Origin of the sequence: Mesorhizobium sp. M7A.F.Ca.MR.176.00.0.0, assembly GCF_004023165.1 — a bacterium.
In the GTDB taxonomy this organism is placed as follows: Bacteria; Pseudomonadota; Alphaproteobacteria; order Rhizobiales; family Rhizobiaceae; genus Mesorhizobium.
Genome location: NZ_RZTC01000049.1, coordinates 222 through 17,847, shown reverse-complemented (window position 1 = coordinate 17,847; position 17,626 = coordinate 222). Strand labels below are relative to the sequence as shown.

Sequence of the window (17,626 nt, the reverse complement as noted above, 5' to 3'; positions counted from 1 at the left end):
ACGAGGGGGAGATCGGCTGTTTCTCAGCTCGCCTTCAACCTGGAGCCAGTCAGCAGACCGCGCTCTTCGAGCACCGGATAGGCCATCGAGGCCAGCAGCGAATTGATCTGCTTCAGGTCGCGGATGGTGTCGAGATGGATCGAGCTGGTCTCGACGCTCTTGGCAGTGCCGTCGCGCAGGCGCACGAAATGGCTGGCGCTGGTTTCTTTCTCGCGGTCGCGAAGCCGGTCTTTTTCCAGCACCAACTGGCGGGCGGTCTCGGGATCGCGCGACACCAGAACGTTGAAGGCAAGCCGCGCATTGGCCAGCACCGAGCTATGGAAGGCGCACAGCTCGGCCCAGCCCTCGTCGGTGAATTCCAGTCCGCGCTCGAACTTCTTTTTCACATGCACCAGCATGTTGCGCACGATGATGTCGCCGACCTGCTCCAGCTTGACGCAGGCGCCGATCAGCTCCTGGCAGCGCAGCGCCTCGTCCTCGGTCAGCGCGTTCCTGGTCAACTTGGCGAGGTAGAGCTTGATCGCGGCGTGCTTGCGGTCGACGCGGTCGTCGAGTGCGGCCAGCGCTTTAATCTTGTCGGCGTCGGCGCTTTCATAGAGTTCGATGATGCGCTTGAGCATGATCTCGATCGTCTCGCAGACCCGCACCACCTCGCGGGTGGCATTGGCAAGCGCCTGGCTCGGCACGTCGAGCGCGCTTTCGTTGAGCGCGGACAGCTCGACGACGTCAAGCGAGGCGGCCGGCACGGGCTTGGTGCCAAGTGCGACGATCTTCTCCGAAGCGCGGTAGACAAACCCTGCCAGCGGCAGGCCGGCGAGCAGGATCAGCACATTGAACAGGATGTGGGCATTGACGATCTGGTCCGCCGCCGTCGAACCGAGAAAGGCGAAGTGCGGCCTGAAGATCATGACCAGGATCAGCATGACAAGCGAACCAAGCCCGCGCATCAGGAGGTTGCCGATCGGCACGACGCGCACCTCGGGGCTCGACGAGCGGGTCAGCATCGGCGCGATGATCGAGGAGCCGAGATTGACGCCGAGGATAAGAACAACGCCGAGTTCAGGCGTGATCAGGCCGCGGCCCGCCAGCGTCGCCATCAACAGCACCGCCGCGATGCTCGACTGGAACAGCCAGGTGATCAGCGCCGCCAGCAGATAGGCGGTGATGGAATCGGTCGAGAAGTAGTTGATGATGACCGGCATGAGCTGGCTGTTGCGCAGCGGCTCAGACGCCTGTCCGATCATCTCCAGCGACAGGATCAAAAGGCCGATGCCGACCAGAATGCGGCCGGTCTGGCGCCAGTCGCGCCGCTCGGTGGCCATGAACATGACCGTGCCGGTGATCAGGCACAGCGGCACCAGCAAGGTGAGGTCGAAGGTCAGCAGCTTGACCACCAGCGCAGAGCCGATCTCGGCGCCGCGCACTGCCAATTGGCCCGCGGCGCCCGAGACGATGCCAGAGCCGGCGAAGGAGCCAACCAGCAGCGTGACGGCGGTGGAGCTTTGCAGGGCGATGGCAAGGCCGGTGCCGGCCAGCACCGCCATGATCGGATTGCGCATGGTGGCGCGCAGGCGATGGCGCAGCACGTCGCCATAGGCGCGTTCGACGCCGGTCTTCACCATGCGGGTGGCAAACAGCATCAGCGCCACGGCGCCGGCCAGATGCAGAAGGACGACGGACCCGCTCATTTCGTCCCCCGCATGCAAACAGGATGCGCGTCCTGTTTGGCGTGGCGATCAGAAGGGAAAACGAGGGTACGAATCATGTTCATGGCGGTGGCTTATAATAGCTCGAATATTTTAGCCGGATAATAAAATCTTGTCGATTTCAAGGGCCGTTGCAGCGCGACGGGCGGTGTCGGAAAATGGACGGACGCGCAAATGGTTGCATTGCGGGGCGGGCGCGAAGCAACGGATAGGCCGAGTTAGCAGCGCGACAGACTCCTGACCTTTGCGAATATGTTCAGCTCTATCGGGTAAATCAAGGAATTCATTACGCAATTGTAATGCAGGCGTTCAGTTTCGGTTCATCGGTGGCCCGCTATTCCTCTGGCATCGACAACCAAGGAGACTTCTCTTGAAACGCATTGTCCTTTCCGCACTCGCTTTCTCGATGCTGGCCGCTACGTCGCTCACCGGCCAAGCCGCACCGCTGAATGCACCGAACGCTCCGCAGTCGAATTACAGCAAGGTCGACTGGCAAAAGCCCACCAACAGGGATGTCAAGAAGCGCTTCATCCAGAAGCGCGTCATCCATAAGAAGGTCATCGTGAAGCGCAACAACTGGCGCAACGGCCATAAATATTCAGGCTGGAGACAGCACCAGCCGATCCGCGACTACGGCCGCTATGGCCTGCATCGTCCCGGCCGCCGCCAGGAATGGATCCGCGTCGGCAACGACTATGTGTTGGTCGGTGTGCTCTCCGGCGTCATTTTCGGCGCGCTTGCCGCGCACTGATCGCTCCCCAGGCGGATATTGGAAAGAGGCGGCCCGCAACGGCCGCCTCTTTTGCCTGTGGAAACCGGGTATGGCCCGCATTAAGGGTCGTCGGAATTCGCGGGTATGATTATATAATCGGGAAACGAGTTCCCCGATGCGCTTTCCACCCGCCTTCCTCGACGAGATACGCGACCGCGTGCCGATTTCATCGGTGATCGGCCAGCGCGTTGCGTGGGACAGGAAGAAAACCAACGCGCCGCGCGGCGACTATTGGGCCTGTTGTCCGTTCCACGGCGAGAAGAGCCCGTCCTTCCACTGCGAGGACAAAAAGGGCCGCTACCACTGTTTCGGCTGTTCGGTTTCGGGCGATCATTTCAAGTTCCTCACCGAACTCGACGGGATGAGCTTTCCCGAAGCGGTCGAAAAGATCGCCGACATGGCCGGTGTGCCGATGCCGGTTCGCGATGCGCAGGAGGAGCGGCGCGAAAAGGAACGCGCCAGCCTGACAGACGTCATGGAGATGGCCACCACCTTCTTCCAGGAACGGCTGCAGGGGCCGGAAGGCGCCAAGGCGCGTGCCTATCTGCGCGACCGCGGACTGACGCCGGCGACGCAGCAATCGTTCCGGCTCGGTTTTGCGCCCGACAGCCGCAATGCGCTGAAGGAGCATCTCGCCGCCAAGGGCGTGCCCAAGGCCGACATCGAGGCTTGTGGACTGGTGCGCCACGGTGACGACATCCCGGTTTCCTATGACTGGTTCCGTGACCGCATCATGTTCCCGATTCCGGATTCCCGGGGCAAGATCATCGCCTTCGGCGGCCGTGCTTTGCAGCCGGACGCGCTGGCCAAATACATGAACTCGCCTGACACCGAGCTCTTCCACAAGGGCAACGTACTCTATAATTTCGCCCGCGCCCGCAAGGCATTGGCCAAGGGCGGCACGGTCATCGCCGTCGAAGGCTATATGGACGTGATCGCGCTGGCGCAGGCCGGCTTCGAGAATGTCGTGGCGCCGCTCGGCACCGCGCTTACCGAGAACCAGCTCGAACTGCTCTGGCGCATGGCGCCGGAGCCGATGCTGTGCTTCGACGGCGACAAGGCCGGGCTTAAGGCAGCGTGGCGGGCCGCCGATATGGCGCTGCCATCTGTGCAGGCCGGCCGTTCGGCGCGCTTCGCGCTGCTGCCGGAAGGCAAGGATCCCGACGATCTGGTCAAGGCCGAAGGACCGGATGCGTTTCGTCGGGTTCTGGCCGAGGCGCGGCCGCTGGTCGACCTTTTGTGGATGCGTGAGACGGCGGGCGGCGTCTTCGATACGCCGGAGCGGCGGGCCGAACTCGAGAAGACGCTGCGCGAGCTGACCAGCCGCATCCGCGACGAAAGCCTGCGCTACCACTACCAGCAGGAGATGCGGGAGCGTGTGCTGAGCTTCTTCGGCTCGCAGCGCAGTGGGCGTCAAGGTCGGCAGGACTGGAAACAGGGCCAGGGCAAGACGGCCGCGCCCGGCGGGCAGTTCGCCAAAGGCGGTGGCGGCCGCATTGCGATCACCGAAAGCCTCGGCCAGTCGGCTTTGGTCAAACGCGGCGGCGAGGGGATGTCGGTGCGCGAGGCGACGATCATCGTCGCGTTGATCAACCATCCGGCGCTGATCGACGAGAATTTCGCCCATATCGAGTTCCTCGATCTCGCCAACTCCGACCTGAGGCGGCTGCATGCGGCAATCCTCGATGCAATGGCGCATGACATGGCCAATGACCGGCAGGCGGTGATTGCGATGATCGAACGCGCCGGCTGCGCCGAGATCTGGGAGCGGGCCGTCGGGCTGATCCGGCGGATGCGGCAATGGCCGGCGCTGGAGACCGCCGCCCTTGAAGATGCCCGCGATGCTTTCAGCCAGGCGCTGCACTTGCAGCGCAGCGCGCGCACCTTACATAAGGAATTGAAACAGGCGGAAGCGGCGCTCGCCACCGATCCCACAGACGAAAACTACCGGCATCTGATCGAAATTCAGGCGCAATTCCAGGATGTGCAGGCCACGGAAGCGCTGATCGAAGGGTTTGGCGTCTCCTCGGGCAGGGCTGGGCGAGCTTAGTTGGAAGCGAGTGAATTGAGAAAGCGTCGTTGCGCGTCCAAATGGCGCGTAACGGGCTAAGTCGGGTAATTGATTCGCTTTTTTCATGCGAATCATGCGAGAGGCGCTTGACCTTCTGGCAGATTGGCGGAATCAGGACGATTCGAAACGTTAACCCGAACCCGCGTCGACGGGAAATAAGCGATGTGAGGTACTGGTCACTGGACAGGCAGCCCGCCTGCCACAGATATCAGGGTTAATCTGGACTTAATGCATGTCGCCCAAAAGGGGAAACCCGATTTGGGCAACGACATACACCAAACGAAACGAGTTGATGCAGTTACTGGCCCGGTGAAGCGCGTTTCATAAGCGAGCGCATCCGATTTGACTGGTCCGACAGCTTACGCGGCTTTGAAGTTCGGCCGCTAGGAGAAGATAAAGACTATGGCGACAAAGGAAAAGGAAGAGGTCGAAACCGAACGCGAAGGCGCCACCGATGGCCCTCTGCTCGACCTTTCCGATGATGCTGTCAAGAAGATGATCAAGGCCGCCAAGAAGCGCGGCTATGTCACCATGGACGAGCTGAATTCGGTGCTGCCCTCAGAGGAAGTGACCTCCGAGCAGATCGAGGACACGATGGCGATGCTGTCCGACATGGGCATCAACGTGGTCGAGGACGACGAGCAGGGCGAGGAGCCCGAGGCCGCCGACACCGCGGCCGATGCCGAGGAAGACGCCAACGAGTTGGCTGAGCAGACCGGCACCGCGGTCGCCGCCACCACCACCAAGAAAGAACCGACCGATCGCACCGACGATCCGGTGCGCATGTATCTGCGCGAGATGGGCTCGGTCGAGCTGTTGTCGCGCGAGGGCGAAATTGCCATCGCCAAGCGCATCGAGGCCGGCCGCGAGACGATGATCGCGGGTCTGTGCGAAAGCCCGCTGACCTTCCAGGCCATTATCATCTGGCGCGACGAACTCAACGAATCCAAAATCCTGCTGCGTGAGATCATCGATCTCGAAGCCACCTATGCCGGCCCCGAGGCCAAACAGGCGCCGGTGGTCGAGCGCGTCGAGGAAGCCAAGGTCGAGGACAAGCCGCGCCGTTCGCGCGACGACGAAGACGACATCACCAATGTCGGCGCCGATACGCGTGGGCTGACGGATGACGACGACGAAGACGAGGACGAAGCGAGCCTGTCGCTGGCCGCGATGGAAGCGGAACTCCGCCCCCAGGTGATGGAGACGCTCGACGTTATCGCCGACACCTACAAAAAGCTGCGCAAGCTGCAGGACCAGCAGGTCGAGAACCGTCTGGCCGCCGCCGGCACGCTGTCGCCCAGCCAGGACCGCCGGCTGAAGGAGCTCAAGGACCAGTTGATCAAGGCGGTGAAGTCGCTGTCGCTCAACACAGCGCGCATCGAGGCGCTGGTCGAGCAACTCTACGACATCAACAAGCGCCTGGTGCAGAACGAAGGCAAGCTGCTCAGGCTGGCCGAAAGCTACGGCGTGCGCCGCGAAGAGTTCCTGAAGGAATATCAGGGTTCCGAGCTCGACCCGAACTGGACGCGCTCGATCGGCAATCTGACCTCGCGCGGCTGGAAGGAATTCACCAAGAACGAGAAGGATGCGATCAAGGACCTGCGCGCCGAGATCCAGAACCTCGCCACCGAAACGGCGATCTCGATCCTGGAATTCCGCAAGATCGTCAATCAGGTGCAGAAAGGCGAGCGCGAAGCGGCGATCGCCAAGAAGGAAATGGTCGAAGCCAATCTGCGCCTCGTCATCTCGATCGCCAAGAAATACACCAATCGCGGCCTGCAGTTCCTCGACCTGATCCAGGAAGGCAATATCGGCCTGATGAAGGCGGTCGACAAATTCGAATACCGCCGCGGCTACAAGTTCTCGACCTACGCGACGTGGTGGATCCGGCAGGCGATCACCCGTTCGATCGCCGATCAGGCGCGCACCATCCGCATTCCGGTGCACATGATCGAGACGATCAACAAGATCGTGCGTACCTCGCGCCAGATGCTGCATGAGATCGGCCGCGAGCCGACGCCGGAAGAACTGGCCGAAAAGCTCGCCATGCCGCTCGAAAAAGTGCGCAAGGTGCTGAAGATCGCCAAGGAGCCGATCTCGCTCGAAACGCCGGTCGGCGACGAGGAGGATTCGCATCTGGGCGATTTCATCGAGGACAAGATGGCGATCCTGCCGATCGATGCGGCGATCCAAGCCAATCTGCGCGAAACCACCACGCGCGTGCTGGCCTCGCTGACGCCGCGCGAGGAGCGCGTGCTCAGAATGCGCTTCGGCATCGGCATGAACACCGACCACACGCTGGAAGAGGTCGGCCAGCAGTTCTCGGTCACCCGCGAGCGTATCCGCCAGATCGAAGCCAAGGCGCTGCGCAAGCTCAAGCACCCGAGCCGGAGCCGCAAGCTGCGCAGCTTCCTGGACAGTTAGGCTAGGCTTCCGTGGAGGAGACAACAGAGAGACGACCGCTACGCCGCTGTCTCTTCTGGATTTTTTTCCTCTGTCTTGTCGGCCTTACTATTCATGGAGCGGTTCTTGTTGGAGCCATGATCTCCGGCTATTCTTTTGTGCCGTCGCAAGGTTATGTGAGCGACCACAATACGATCGCGAAATCGATTGCTATCCCTGCTGGCTGCTTAATTCTTGTTCTTTGCTGCCGAAAGTTTGCAAAGGACTTCGACGCCCCGCAGGTGTCCATCAAGGCCCTCATCCTTTCTGGTTTTAGCGTTATTGTGTTGCCTTTCGTTTTTGGCGGTTATGTCCGTGCAACCGTCCTGACTGCATACCCGCTCTGGCTAGCAGCACTGATGGGGAAGCATACGCAACTCGAATTCTCCGTCAAAGATACGGCGGGTTGGTCCTACCGCTGTCCGAATAGAGTCGACCTGACGGGCATGCCGATGATGACCGGCACTCTATGCGGTATCCCGGACGACTTTCGTAAGACACTTCATCAGGGAACTCGGGTCGTGTTGACCGGGCGTGGCACGGCGGATGGGCTTTTTGCGGCCGAAATTGATGTTGTTCACTAACTGCAATTCCCGTGGGGATTGTCCTTACAATGGCATGTTCAGCCGTGTCCCCTTGACGATGATGCCGCCCCGGTCGCCGATCTCAATCGAACCATAACGCTGCCTCCTTGGCGCCTGGCACGAGGCTCGCCTTCACCCAGCAATCGGGCGCCGGTGCATTAGTCCTTGCAGGACGTTCGCCGCAGGAGGATAATTTCGTATCGGATGCATTTTCTGGGCGACAACCCGGATGCCCGCCCCGGTGAAGCCGCCGTGCTCCGTGGTCCCGGAGGGAGGTGTGCCATGACAAGCTACATCGTGCTGATGAACTGGACGGAGCAGGGCGCCAGAAACGTGCGCGAGTCACCGAAGCGGCTCGACGCCGCCAGAAAGCAGCTCGGAGACATGGGCGGATCGTTCAAGGCGTTTTACCTGACCATGGGCGAATACGACATGGTGGCGGTGGTCGAAGCGCCCGACGACGCAGTGCTGGCGCGTTTCTCGCTGATGCTGGCGGCGGCCGGCAATGTCAGGACGCGGACGCTGAAGGCCTTCCCCGAATTCGCCTACCGCGAGATCATCACCTCGCTCGGATAGAGCCGTGGCGAAACAGCGCGCAAAGTGCGTCGCCATTCCTGGGGAGCTTGCGTTAGGATGTAGCCATGTCCGAACCGCATTCCCATTCGCATCTTTGGCCCGGCGTGCCGCTGGCGCTTGGCTCGGCCGCCTTGTTCGGGGCGACGCCGCCGCTCAGCAAGCTGCTGCTTGATGGCGTCAATCCCTTCATGCTGGCCGGGCTGCTCTATCTCGGTGCCGGTCTCGGCCTTGCTCTGTATCGTCTGCTTCGGGGCAGGCAGGCCGCGGCCGGGGAAGCACAACTGACCGCTGGAGATATTCCCTGGCTGGCGCTGGCAATCGGCATGGGCGGCATCATCGCGCCAGTGCTGCTGATGTTCGGCTTGACCCTCAACACGGCGTCCAGTTCGGCGCTGCTGCTCAATCTGGAAGGGCTGGCGACGATGGCGATCGCTTGGCTCGTCTATCGCGAGAATGTCGACCGACGCCTGCTTCTGGGCGCCTTCGCCATTCTGGCGGGTGCCATTCTTCTGTCGTGGCAAGGTGAGGGCGTCGCCTTCAACCGTGGCGCCCTGATGGTGGCAGGGGCTTGTCTGGCCTGGGGGATCGACAACAATTTCACGCGCAGGATCTCCGCCACCGACCCGGTGGTGATCGCCATGCTCAAAGGGCTGGTGGCGGGTGTCGTCAATGTCGGGCTGGCGCTTGCCGGCGGGGCCTTGTTTCCCCCGACGTCGGTCATTGCAGCGACCGCGGCAGTCGGTTTCTTCGGCATCGGGGTCAGCCTGGTGATGTTCATCGTGGCGCTGCGTCATCTGGGCACCGCCCGGACAGGGGCCTATTACTCGCTCGCTCCCTTCATCGGCGCGTTGCTGGCAATCGCCATCCTGGGTGACGCCGTCACGCTCAAGCTTGCGGCCGCCGGAGTTCTGATGGGCGTTGGCCTATGGCTGCATTTGTCGGAACGCCATGAGCATGAGCACGACCATGAGGAACTGGAACACGAGCACAGCCATGTGCATGACGAGCACCACCAGCACCATCATGATGGGCCGGTGGACGAGCCGCATTCGCACTGGCATCGGCATGCGCCGATGCGCCACCGGCATCCACATTATCCCGACCTGCACCACAGGCATGGCCACGGATAGATGCTGACCGTCTGGTACAACACGCGCTGCCCGGTCTGCGATGCCGGTATCAGCAGGCAGAAGCGGCGGCTGATCGAGGCGGTCAAGGCCGGGCGGATCGAGTTCCGAGACATCAATCTTGAACCGGCAGCGCTTGCCGGACTTGGCGCGTCGCTTGAGGATATCCGCCGCCGGCTTCACGCCACCGATGCGGCGGGCAGGCTGCTGGTCGGCGCCGACGTTGCCATCGCCGTGTGGAAGGTCACGCCGGGCGAAGGCTGGCTGGCGATGGTGTTCGGCAATCCGTTTGCCTTGCCGGTGACACGCTTTGCCTACGACCGCTTCGCCGATCTTCTCTATGCCTGGAACCGCCGCGAGGGCCGCTGGTAGCCGTTCGTCATTGATGACCAGAAGCGCAAAGGTCCGGAGGACATCTCCGGACCTTTTCGTGCGCGCTATCGGCTGGCCGGCTCGCACAGCGCGCCGACGATGCGGCGTACTATCGGCAGGACCAGCAGCAGCGTTGGAAACGCCACTACCAGACTGCTCCCAGGCCTGAAAGCAAGCCTCTGGCGCCGCATTCAGATACATCGTAAGATATATCTTGACTCCATCGATTGATCTGCCTAATTAAGATATATCGTAAGATACAACTCAAGGAGCAATCAATGCACAAACATTTTGGGAACAATCATTTCGGCGAACGCATGTTCATGCACATGGCCGGCAAATTTGGTGGCAGAGGGGGCGGCGGTTTTGGCCCGTTCGGGCAGGGCGGTCGCGGTGGCGGGCGCGGCGGCCCGGGCGACATGTTCCGCGCCGGGCGCATGCTGGCCGACGGCGACCTCAAGCTGATCACGTTGTCGCTGCTGGCCGAGGCGCCGCGCCACGGCTACGACATCATCAAGGCCCTGGAAGAGCGCACCAGCGGCATCTACAGCCCGAGCCCGGGCGTGGTCTACCCGACGCTGACCTTCCTGGAAGAGGCCGGCTATGCCGCCTCCGCCGCCGACGGCAACAAGAAGGTGTTTTCGATCACCGAAGCTGGTCAGGCGCATCTCGCCGACAACCGCGAGATGATCGATGGCGTGCTCGACCATCTCGAGCGCTTCGGCCGCAAAATGGCCAAGGCGCGCGACTGGTTCGGCTGGAACGACGAGAGTGAAGAGGGCGGGCGTCGTGGCGGCCGGGGTAGCCGCGGGGATCGTTCGGAAGCGCGCGACGAATTCCGCGCAGTCCGCCACCGGCTGCGCGCGGCTCTGGGTGACTTCGTCGACGCCCCGGCCGACAAGCAGGCCGAGGCGATCGCCATCCTCGAAGGCGCCGCCGAGGCGCTGGAAGCGCTGTCGCACAAGTAAGCTTGTCCAGCCGACCGGACGCAGCCCTTGCCCGCTGGGCCAAGGACCGATAGTGAAATTCATCCCGCGTCACTCTACATGGTGCGGGATGAATGCTGTTGGAGGAAGCCCGATGTCTTTTCTGAAGCGTCTTTTCGGCGGTGGTGGCGGCGGAACCCAGGCGGCTGAGCCGACGAGTGCAGCGCCAGCCAAGCAGGTCGAGCACAAGGGCTTCCTGATCAGCGCCACGCCCTACAAGGCGGATGGCCAGTACCAGACGTGCGGCGTCGTCTCCAAGGAGATCGACGGTGTGGTGAAGGAACACAAATTCATCCGCGCAGACCGTTTCGCCGGGCTCGACGATGCCGTCGACATCTCGATCAAAAAGGGCATCCAACTGGTCGACGAGCAGGGCGACCGGATTTTTGGGTAGATCCCAGCAGGGCACTGCCTAACCATGCCGGTCTTTGCACCACGATGGACCTCTCGGTCCGGGTTGACCTACGACCGCCGGCGGATCAACTCGTCCTGGCGGGATCGATCGTCATCAGGCGGGTCCTGGCCTCGATCAGATGCCTTCTCGCGGCCCTTATCCGGCCGCACAATGCCAGATTAAGAGCGACGCCGCCTTCCTCGTCCAGCAAGTCATTCGCGCGCTTCAGAGAGTGCTCAGCTCTCCTTATGCGCAGTCTGGCGTTGGCCGCTTCGATGCTGTGAATTTCAATCATTGTGCCGCGTCCTTTGCGGTTCCGGTCCCTTCACGGATTAAACCGCCGCTGATCATATTGGTTCCGGTGCTGTGACCATTCTGCGGCCGCCGCTATTTCGTTGTGGTGTTGAATTCACGGTTCGCCGCATAATCGATAACGAAGGTGCCCTCGGGAGCGCGAACGCCCTGCTTCACATTTGATATAGTCACCGTTGTGGTAAGTCCCTTCTCGTCGGTGAGGCTCCATCTGCGCAGATCGAGCGATTTTCTGTCGAACACCATGGAGATGTTCGAGTTGCCGAAAGCCGATCTGTCGGCCAGCTTGACGGTAACTTGGGCGCCGTCGTCTCTGATGCTCTTGAGGCGACTGCCGGAGAAGTCGACCTTGTTGTCGAGCAGCAGCTTCAGCGGCGTCTTCGAGAGAGCATAGAGCCGCGATGTCTTCAGTTTCCTGTTGTAAACCACCAGGGATTTACCATCCGCAATCACGCTGATCCCAGATTGGCCAGCATAATTGAACCGGATCTTGCCCGGGCGTTGGAGAAAAAACCTGCCATGTTTTCTTTCCGCCTTCGGGCCCGACTGCACGAAATCCCCTGACATAGATTTCACCGATGAGAAGTGATCGGCAATCGTCTTCGCATCAACCAGCGCGGCCGAAATCGCAATCGTGGACGCGATATTCAACGCGGCAGCGCCGACAGCGGCAAACAAGAAACCCGGCAACTTTTTGATCCGATAGGCCATTCGATTAACCCCAAGCAGACGCGTGATCGAAGGAGATCACGCGTCTTGAGATCAGTAGCCGTCCGGGCACCGCGCGACGTAAACCCGGCCGTACCGATCACGATATCTGCACTGGCCGGCTTCGCTGGCGTGGCCGATGACGGCCCCGGCTATCGCTCCCACCGCACCGCCAACAACCGCCCCTTCCACAGGGTCTCCGGCCACTGCGGCGCCTACGGCCGCGCCACCCAAGCCGCCGACGGCGGCGCCTTGTTCGGTACGGGAGCACGCCGAGAGCGGAATGAGCAGGCTCAAAATGAGCAGCGTCTTTTTCATCGTTTCTCTCCTGAGGCTACTATTAGCCAAAGCTTAAATGCTTAAGAGAGCTTTTCGATCCATCGACCGTTGCCTGCCATTCAAGCCTGGCCGTGGCGGAGCCGCGCGCCTTCGGCTCAAGTGGTACCCTCACTGGTGTGGACGGGTGCGCGAAGGTCGCGCTTGGTGCAAACGTGGCCGGGGACTTCCGCACTCGCACAAGGGGGAGCGGATGAAACAGGGGACAGGATCCGCGGCGAACCGAACGGGCCAGGCTGATTGCGCGCCTGGCCAGCAAGGTTTGGAAGTCGACCCGAACTAAGCCGGCTGCAGTTCCCTGCGTGGCAGTGGCGGGAACGCGATGGCGATGCCGACCGCGCCGAGCCCGATAAGAGCCGAGCCGATGAACAGCCAGGAATAGTTGGCGTAGGCATCGAACACCATGCCGCCGGCAAGCGGTCCCAATGCCATGCCGAGGCTGGACAGCATGGTGGCGGCGCCGAACACGGTGCCGAGGATGCGCTGGCCGAAATATTCGCGCGCCAGCACCGCATAGAGCGGCATGACGCCGCCATAGGTGGCACCGAAGATAACGGCCAGCATGTAGAACTGCTCAAGCTGGCTGATCGACAGATAGGCGGCAATGACGATCGCCTGGATCGCCAGGCCCGCGATCAGCACCGGCTTGACGCCCAGCCGGTCGGCCAGCACGCCGTAGAAGAGCCGGCCGCCAAGGCCTGCCAGACCTTCGACACTGTAGATCGAGACCGCTGCCATGGGGGCGACGCCGCACAGCATGGCATAGCTGACCATATGGAAGATCGGTCCGGAATGCGCCGCGCAGCAGGCAAAGAAGGTCAGCCCGAGCACGATGAATTGCGGCGAGCGCAGCGCCTGGCCGACTGTCAGGCCGGCACCTTCGGCAACCGGCGCGGAGCCGGTGTCGACCAGGACGGGCTTCGGCGGCTGGCGCACCAGCAGCACCACCGGCAACAGCAGCACCCAGGCGGTAATGCCGATGTCGAACATGGCGGTGCGCCAGTCATAGGCGGAGATCAACCAGCGGGCGAAGGGCGAGATCGTCATCGGCGCCACGCCCATGCCGGCCGAGACCAGTGAGACGGCAAGGCTGCGGTTGGTGTCGAACCAGCCCGTGGTCAGCGCGATCATCGGCGCGAAAAAGGCGCTTGCCGCGAGACCGACCAGCACGCCATAGGTGATCTGGAAGCTCAGCAGCGAACCGGCGCGGCTGGCCAGCACCAGCGCCAACCCGAGCAGCACCGCGCCGATCATCACGACGATGCGGGCGCCAAAACGGTCCGATATCGCGCCCCAGGCGAAGCCACCAAGGCCCATCACCAGGAAGTTGAGCGTCATGGCGCTGGAAATGCCGGCGCGCGACCAGTTGGTGTCGATCGCCATCGGCTCCAGGAATATCGCCAGCGAAAACATCGTCCCGATGGCGACACAGGACATCAGCGCGCCAGCGGCGACGATGACCCAACGATAGGAAAGGCTCATTCAAATCTCCCATGCCTAAAGGCAGCGCTGCGCGCTGCTTGCACGAAGGACGCCGGCACCGGGTTCGATCCTACAATCCGGTTGCATTTTTTATCCAGTTTGATGTGACGCCGTTTTCGGCAGCTCAGATCGGCAGTTCCGACGTGTATTTGATCGTCTGGCTGGGGACGTCGGTCTTGACGTTCTGCACGCCCTTGATGCGGCTCAGATGCTCCGACTGGAAGCGGCGGTAATCGTCGATGCCGGCCGCCACCACGCGCACCATGGCGTCGCAATCGCCGAGCATCAAATAGCACTCCATCACCTGCGGCAGCTTGGCGACTTCGGTGGCGAAATGCTCGATCGTGTCCTCATCCTGCGTTTTCAGCCAGATGCGGGTGAAGAAGGTGAGGCCCTTGCCGATGCTGCCGGGGTTCAGCACTGCGACGTAGCGATCGATGATGCCGGCTTCCTCCAGCAGCTTCACGCGCCGCAGGCAAGGCGAGGGCGACAGGCCGACCTCTTTGGCCAGATCGTTGTTGGCCATGCGGCCGTCGCGCTGCAGCGCCCGCAGGATCCGCTTGTCGATCTCATCCAGCTTCATGGCTCTAGATTCCATCTATTTTGGAATTAATGGCACTCAATGCCGAACCTAGTTGAAGTACAACAATATTCGCAACCATATTGCGGAGAATTGTGGGTATGTTTGCCGCCAGTGTCATGAGAGTTCAAACGCAGGGCAGCGGCGGCCGCGAGGCGCGCCAGTGGAGACACATGAGCATTTCACAGGCAGTCGAGGCGGCGGGCAATGGTTCGCGATCCGAATTCCGCCGTGGCGTGGCGTCCTGCGCGCCGGTGCTGTTCGGCACCATACCCTATGCGCTGGTGCTCGGCGCCCAGGCCACGCAAAAAGGGCTGAGCACGGTCGAACTGTCCGCGATGACAGGGCTGAATTTCGCCGGCGGTTCGGAATTCGCGGCGATCCAATTGTGGACGTCGCCGCCGCACATCGTGCTCATCGTCGCCATCACCTTCCTGGTCAACAGCCGTCATTTGCTGATGGGTGCGGCACTAGCGCCGTTCCTGCGCCACCTGCCGCGGCGCAAGGTGTTTCCGGCGCTTTTCTTTATGTGCGACGAGAGCTGGGCGCTGGGCCTGGCCGATGCCAGACAGCGCACTGCTGCCGGCATCATGCCGGCCTTCAGCCCGCGCTACTATATGGGCGCGGCGCTGGCGATGTATCTCACCTGGGTGGTCTTCACCACGCTGGGTGCCTTGCTCGGTCCGATGCTCGGCGACGTCGGGGCCTATGGTTTCGACATGGCGTTCCCGGCTGTCTTCCTGGTGCTGATGCGCGGCATGTGGACGGGGATGGCGGCGGCGCGACCCTGGCTGGTCAGCCTGGTCGTGGCGGCACTGGTCTATCTCTTCGTTCCCGGCGCCTGGTATGTCGCCGCGGGCGCCATGTCGGGTCTGGTCGCGGCCTGGCTGATGGCGAGTGATGCATGATCGATGCAACGACCTTTTTCACCATCGTGCTGATGGCCGGCGTCACTTATCTCACGCGCATCGGCGGCTATGTCGTGCTGCGCAACCGTACGCTCAGCGGGCGTGCCACGGCTGTGATGGAAGCTGCGCCCGGTTGCGTGCTGATTGCGGTCATCGCACCGGCCTTCGTGTCGAAGTTCCCGGCGGATATTCTGGCGCTGGCTGTTACGCTGGTGGCCGCCACGCGGCTTTCCATGCTGCCGACTGTGCTGATCGGAGTCGCTTCGGCGGGGTTGCTCAGGCATTTCATCGGCTAGAAAGGCAGCGGCCAGTTGGCTTAGAGGCTCTTTGGCCACTGTTGGGCGGCATGTATGACGGTAAGTATTTCGACGGCATCTTCGCTTACGCGATAGGGGACGATATATGGGATATCGGCCAAAACGAGTTCTCGCGTCGCCTTGATGCGTCCAACGCGACCCATAGCCGGCTGTTCGGTAAGCAACTCCGCTGCGGACAAGATGCGCCCAATGACACGGGCGGCAGCTTCGGGACTGTCTTTCTCGATATGCGCGCCGATTTCGCCAAGCCGACGCAAAGCCCGCTTGGTCCAACGGATTGTCTTGCGGCTCATGGATCAGCCGGCGGGCTTGACGTATTTCCCGATCACGGCGGCCAACTCTTGTTCGCTGGCGAACTCACCGCGCTCGGCCTCGGCCAATCCGGCCTCTATCTCAGCGAGTTGCCACTCTTGACGAGCTACAAAGTCTTCGATGGCCTTGGCGGCCACATAAGAGCGCGAGCGATCGAGCTTTTCGGCAAGTTGGTCGAGCCTGTTTGTCGTGTCGTCGGGGAGGCGTACGGTGAAAGCCGTCATGGTTTCGATCCACTTGGTTCATTGTGATTGTGAGTGAACCAAGGTGGATCGTCAAGTCACACCCAAAGGACTCTGGTCGCTTCGCGCTGTTTACTGTCAGGAAAACAAGCGGGGAGCGCATTGAAAAAGGGCGGGCGCCAAGCGCCTGCCCTCCAATTTAAGTCTTTTCCCTATGCGGCAGCCGCGACACCCTGGCTGGCTGCCACCACGGCATCGACCTTGGCGGTCGCCTTGGCGAGCGCTGCGGTCACCGCGTCAGGACCCATGCCGACGCCTTCGATACGGATGACATCGACATCGGTCATGCCGAGGAAGCCGAGCACGCCGCGCAGGTAGGGAATGGCGTGATCGAACTGCACGGCCGCACCTTCGGAATAGATGCCGCCCGAAGCCAGCACGATATAGACCTTCTTGCCGGTGACGAGACCCTTGGGGCCGTTCTCGCCATAGGAAAAGCTCTTGCCGGAACGAGAGATATGATCGACCCAGGACTTCAGCGTCGAGGAGATGTTGAAGTTGATGAAGCCTGTGGCCAGGATCACGGTGTCGGCAGCAAACAGCTCGTCGAGCACGACATCGGAGACGCCGACGACCTCAGCCTGGCGCGCAGTGCGCGCTTCCGCCGGCACGTAGATGCCGCTCGCGTAGTCGGCGTCGATATGGGGGAGCGGATTGGCGACGAGGTCGCGCACGACGAGCGTGTTCGACGGATCGGCGGCGACGAGCTTTTCAGCGAATTCGGTAGCGATGCGGGTCGAATGGGAGGCGGCGCCGCGCGGGCTCGAAGTGATGAGAAGAATGGACATTTTGGGCTCTCCAGCGGTTGGAATGATTTGTCCCGCCAGATATGGGGCTTTCGATCCATTCAATAAACTGGTATATTTTCTATACGATCCATCTATAAGTTAGATATCACGATGCAGCCCAATCCGACGCTCGATCAACTTCAGATCTTTGTGACAGTCGCCGAAGCCGGCAGCTTCTCGGCCGCCGGCCGCAGGCTCAATCGGGCACAGTCCGTCATCAGCTACGGCATAGCCAATCTCGAGGCGCAGCTGGGGCTGAAACTGTTCGAGCGCGAGGGTACCCGCGAGCCGCAACTGACCGAGATCGGCCGGGCGATGCTGGAGGATGCGCGGCGCATGATCGGCGTGCTGCAGCGCATCCGTTCGCGCGTCGACGGCCATCACCAAGGGCTCGAGGCTGAAGTCGCGCTGTCGGTCGACGCAGCGTTGCCGTCGCCGGTGCTGGTGCGGGTGCTGAAGGCGTTCGAGGCGCAGTTTCCGACCGTGATGCTGCGCCTGCATATCGGTACCTCGGCCTGATCCCCGATCATGTCGTCAGCGGGCAGGCCGACCTTGGCATTGGCGGCCTGCTGGGCGATGTCGATGTGCATCTCGTGCGCATCGGCTTCATG

21 protein-coding genes and 1 pseudogene are annotated in these 17,626 nt (G+C 61.9%); 12 read left to right on the top strand and 10 right to left on the bottom strand.

The genetic code is table 11. From position 1 onward, the window contains the following. Window positions 1–23: 23 nt before the first annotated feature. Window positions 24–1,688, bottom strand: coding sequence for a Na/Pi cotransporter family protein (locus tag EOB59_RS17770; RefSeq protein ID WP_127322913.1), 1,665 nt, complete (start codon window positions 1,686–1,688; stop codon window positions 24–26). Between the two features lie 388 nt (window positions 1,689–2,076). Between EOB59_RS17770 and EOB59_RS17765 the strand changes: the two genes are divergently transcribed. The 7 genes from EOB59_RS17765 (at window position 2,077) to EOB59_RS17735 (ending at window position 9,650) form a co-directional block, all read left to right on the top strand. Continuing rightward, window positions 2,077–2,457: an RcnB family protein gene (locus tag EOB59_RS17765; RefSeq protein WP_128288904.1), complete on the top strand. Its 381-nt coding sequence runs from the start codon at window positions 2,077–2,079 to the stop codon at window positions 2,455–2,457. A 136-nt stretch (window positions 2,458–2,593) separates the two neighbouring features. Beyond that, window positions 2,594–4,528, top strand: a complete 1,935-nt coding sequence (dnaG, locus tag EOB59_RS17760) for a DNA primase (protein WP_128288903.1) — start codon at window positions 2,594–2,596, stop codon at window positions 4,526–4,528. Between the two features lie 423 nt (window positions 4,529–4,951). Further along, window positions 4,952–6,973, top strand: a complete 2,022-nt coding sequence (gene rpoD, locus EOB59_RS17755; protein ID WP_013530149.1) for an RNA polymerase sigma factor RpoD — start codon at window positions 4,952–4,954, stop codon at window positions 6,971–6,973. 116 nt (window positions 6,974–7,089) lie between these two features. Next, a complete protein-coding gene (locus tag EOB59_RS17750) occupies window positions 7,090–7,575 on the top strand; it encodes a hypothetical protein (RefSeq protein ID WP_128288902.1) in 486 nt (161 codons plus the stop codon). 282 nt (window positions 7,576–7,857) lie between these two features. Further along, on the top strand, window positions 7,858–8,151 hold the full coding sequence (locus tag EOB59_RS17745; RefSeq protein ID WP_128288901.1) for a GYD domain-containing protein: 294 nt from the start codon (window positions 7,858–7,860) through the stop codon (window positions 8,149–8,151). A 65-nt stretch (window positions 8,152–8,216) separates the two neighbouring features. Further along, window positions 8,217–9,281, top strand: a complete 1,065-nt coding sequence (locus tag EOB59_RS17740; RefSeq protein ID WP_128288900.1) for a DMT family transporter — start codon at window positions 8,217–8,219, stop codon at window positions 9,279–9,281. Further along, the gene (locus tag EOB59_RS17735; protein WP_128288899.1) at window positions 9,282–9,650 is read left to right on the top strand and encodes a DCC1-like thiol-disulfide oxidoreductase family protein; all 369 of its coding nucleotides are present in this window, start codon (window positions 9,282–9,284) and stop codon (window positions 9,648–9,650) included. A gap of 65 nt (window positions 9,651–9,715) precedes the next feature. On the opposite strand, the gene EOB59_RS36430 is transcribed toward EOB59_RS17735, so the two are convergent. Further along, window positions 9,716–9,841: a DUF2798 domain-containing protein gene (locus tag EOB59_RS36430; protein WP_128288898.1), complete on the bottom strand. Its 126-nt coding sequence runs from the start codon at window positions 9,839–9,841 to the stop codon at window positions 9,716–9,718. Between the two features lie 87 nt (window positions 9,842–9,928). On the opposite strand from EOB59_RS36430, the gene EOB59_RS17725 reads away from it, so the two are divergent. Both EOB59_RS17725 and EOB59_RS17720 read left to right on the top strand, forming a co-directional pair. Continuing rightward, window positions 9,929–10,618, top strand: coding sequence for a PadR family transcriptional regulator (locus EOB59_RS17725; protein ID WP_127326293.1), 690 nt, complete (start codon window positions 9,929–9,931; stop codon window positions 10,616–10,618). 112 nt (window positions 10,619–10,730) lie between these two features. Beyond that, a complete protein-coding gene (locus tag EOB59_RS17720) occupies window positions 10,731–11,030 on the top strand; it encodes an HlyU family transcriptional regulator (protein ID WP_127326294.1) in 300 nt (99 codons plus the stop codon). An 85-nt stretch (window positions 11,031–11,115) separates the two neighbouring features. Here the strand turns inward: EOB59_RS17720 and EOB59_RS17715 are convergent, their stop codons facing one another. The 5 genes from EOB59_RS17715 to EOB59_RS17695 all read right to left on the bottom strand — a co-directional run bounded on the left by EOB59_RS17715 (window position 11,116) and on the right by EOB59_RS17695 (window position 14,451). Then, window positions 11,116–11,325, bottom strand: coding sequence for a hypothetical protein (locus EOB59_RS17715; protein WP_127326295.1), 210 nt, complete (start codon window positions 11,323–11,325; stop codon window positions 11,116–11,118). A gap of 92 nt (window positions 11,326–11,417) precedes the next feature. Continuing rightward, on the bottom strand, window positions 11,418–12,053 hold the full coding sequence (locus EOB59_RS17710) for an outer membrane lipoprotein carrier protein LolA (protein ID WP_127396260.1): 636 nt from the start codon (window positions 12,051–12,053) through the stop codon (window positions 11,418–11,420). 51 nt (window positions 12,054–12,104) lie between these two features. Beyond that, on the bottom strand, window positions 12,105–12,368 hold the full coding sequence (locus EOB59_RS17705; RefSeq protein ID WP_127268100.1) for a YMGG-like glycine zipper-containing protein: 264 nt from the start codon (window positions 12,366–12,368) through the stop codon (window positions 12,105–12,107). 297 nt (window positions 12,369–12,665) lie between these two features. Beyond that, complete coding sequence (locus tag EOB59_RS17700; RefSeq protein ID WP_128288897.1) at window positions 12,666–13,868, bottom strand: MFS transporter; 1,203 nt, start codon at window positions 13,866–13,868, stop codon at window positions 12,666–12,668. A 124-nt stretch (window positions 13,869–13,992) separates the two neighbouring features. After that, window positions 13,993–14,451: an Lrp/AsnC family transcriptional regulator gene (locus EOB59_RS17695; RefSeq protein ID WP_127268102.1), complete on the bottom strand. Its 459-nt coding sequence runs from the start codon at window positions 14,449–14,451 to the stop codon at window positions 13,993–13,995. A 170-nt stretch (window positions 14,452–14,621) separates the two neighbouring features. Here EOB59_RS17695 and EOB59_RS17690 point away from each other — a divergent pair, with 170 nt between their 5' ends. Together EOB59_RS17690 and EOB59_RS17685 are read left to right on the top strand one after the other, a co-directional pair. Beyond that, window positions 14,622–15,356, top strand: a complete 735-nt coding sequence (locus tag EOB59_RS17690; RefSeq protein WP_127399415.1) for an AzlC family ABC transporter permease — start codon at window positions 14,622–14,624, stop codon at window positions 15,354–15,356. Then, on the top strand, window positions 15,353–15,652 hold the full coding sequence (locus tag EOB59_RS17685; protein ID WP_128288896.1) for an AzlD family protein: 300 nt from the start codon (window positions 15,353–15,355) through the stop codon (window positions 15,650–15,652). Before EOB59_RS17690 ends, EOB59_RS17685 begins: the two co-directional genes overlap by 4 nt. Before the next feature lie 20 nt (window positions 15,653–15,672). On the opposite strand, the gene EOB59_RS17680 is transcribed toward EOB59_RS17685, so the two are convergent. The 3 genes from EOB59_RS17680 to EOB59_RS17670 form a co-directional block, all read right to left on the bottom strand. Next, window positions 15,673–15,966 (bottom strand): type II toxin-antitoxin system RelE/ParE family toxin, encoded by a 294-nt coding sequence (locus EOB59_RS17680; protein ID WP_127268105.1) that lies wholly within the window; start codon window positions 15,964–15,966, stop codon window positions 15,673–15,675. Between the two features lie 3 nt (window positions 15,967–15,969). Then, window positions 15,970–16,209, bottom strand: a complete 240-nt coding sequence (locus tag EOB59_RS17675; protein ID WP_127256140.1) for a CopG family ribbon-helix-helix protein — start codon at window positions 16,207–16,209, stop codon at window positions 15,970–15,972. A gap of 170 nt (window positions 16,210–16,379) precedes the next feature. Further along, window positions 16,380–17,015 (bottom strand): FMN-dependent NADH-azoreductase, encoded by a 636-nt coding sequence (locus EOB59_RS17670; protein WP_127268106.1) that lies wholly within the window; start codon window positions 17,013–17,015, stop codon window positions 16,380–16,382. 111 nt (window positions 17,016–17,126) lie between these two features. Here EOB59_RS17670 and EOB59_RS17665 point away from each other — a divergent pair. Beyond that, a pseudogene (locus EOB59_RS17665) lies at window positions 17,127–17,626 on the top strand (LysR family transcriptional regulator); the annotation flags it as partial.

Bases quoted from the DNA above. Each gene is read 5' to 3' on its own strand.
- EOB59_RS17770 (WP_127322913.1), bottom strand. From the start codon at position 1,688: ATGAGCGGGTCCGTCGTCCTTCTGCATCTGGCCGGCGCCGTGGCGCTG.
- dnaG (WP_128288903.1), top strand. From the start codon at position 2,594: ATGCGCTTTCCACCCGCCTTCCTCGACGAGATACGCGACCGCGTGCCG.
- rpoD (WP_013530149.1), top strand. From the start codon at position 4,952: ATGGCGACAAAGGAAAAGGAAGAGGTCGAAACCGAACGCGAAGGCGCC.
- EOB59_RS17750 (WP_128288902.1), top strand. From the start codon at position 7,090: ATGATCTCCGGCTATTCTTTTGTGCCGTCGCAAGGTTATGTGAGCGAC.
- EOB59_RS17745 (WP_128288901.1), top strand. From the start codon at position 7,858: ATGACAAGCTACATCGTGCTGATGAACTGGACGGAGCAGGGCGCCAGA.
- EOB59_RS17740 (WP_128288900.1), top strand. From the start codon at position 8,217: ATGTCCGAACCGCATTCCCATTCGCATCTTTGGCCCGGCGTGCCGCTG.
- EOB59_RS17735 (WP_128288899.1), top strand. From the start codon at position 9,282: ATGCTGACCGTCTGGTACAACACGCGCTGCCCGGTCTGCGATGCCGGT.
- EOB59_RS36430 (WP_128288898.1), bottom strand. From the start codon at position 9,841: ATGCGGCGCCAGAGGCTTGCTTTCAGGCCTGGGAGCAGTCTGGTAGTG.
- EOB59_RS17725 (WP_127326293.1), top strand. From the start codon at position 9,929: ATGCACAAACATTTTGGGAACAATCATTTCGGCGAACGCATGTTCATG.
- EOB59_RS17720 (WP_127326294.1), top strand. From the start codon at position 10,731: ATGTCTTTTCTGAAGCGTCTTTTCGGCGGTGGTGGCGGCGGAACCCAG.
- EOB59_RS17715 (WP_127326295.1), bottom strand. From the start codon at position 11,325: ATGATTGAAATTCACAGCATCGAAGCGGCCAACGCCAGACTGCGCATA.
- EOB59_RS17710 (WP_127396260.1), bottom strand. From the start codon at position 12,053: ATGGCCTATCGGATCAAAAAGTTGCCGGGTTTCTTGTTTGCCGCTGTC.
- EOB59_RS17705 (WP_127268100.1), bottom strand. From the start codon at position 12,368: ATGAAAAAGACGCTGCTCATTTTGAGCCTGCTCATTCCGCTCTCGGCG.
- EOB59_RS17700 (WP_128288897.1), bottom strand. From the start codon at position 13,868: ATGAGCCTTTCCTATCGTTGGGTCATCGTCGCCGCTGGCGCGCTGATG.
- EOB59_RS17695 (WP_127268102.1), bottom strand. From the start codon at position 14,451: ATGAAGCTGGATGAGATCGACAAGCGGATCCTGCGGGCGCTGCAGCGC.
- EOB59_RS17690 (WP_127399415.1), top strand. From the start codon at position 14,622: ATGAGCATTTCACAGGCAGTCGAGGCGGCGGGCAATGGTTCGCGATCC.
- EOB59_RS17685 (WP_128288896.1), top strand. From the start codon at position 15,353: ATGATCGATGCAACGACCTTTTTCACCATCGTGCTGATGGCCGGCGTC.
- EOB59_RS17680 (WP_127268105.1), bottom strand. From the start codon at position 15,966: ATGAGCCGCAAGACAATCCGTTGGACCAAGCGGGCTTTGCGTCGGCTT.
- EOB59_RS17675 (WP_127256140.1), bottom strand. From the start codon at position 16,209: ATGACGGCTTTCACCGTACGCCTCCCCGACGACACGACAAACAGGCTC.
- EOB59_RS17670 (WP_127268106.1), bottom strand. From the start codon at position 17,015: ATGTCCATTCTTCTCATCACTTCGAGCCCGCGCGGCGCCGCCTCCCAT.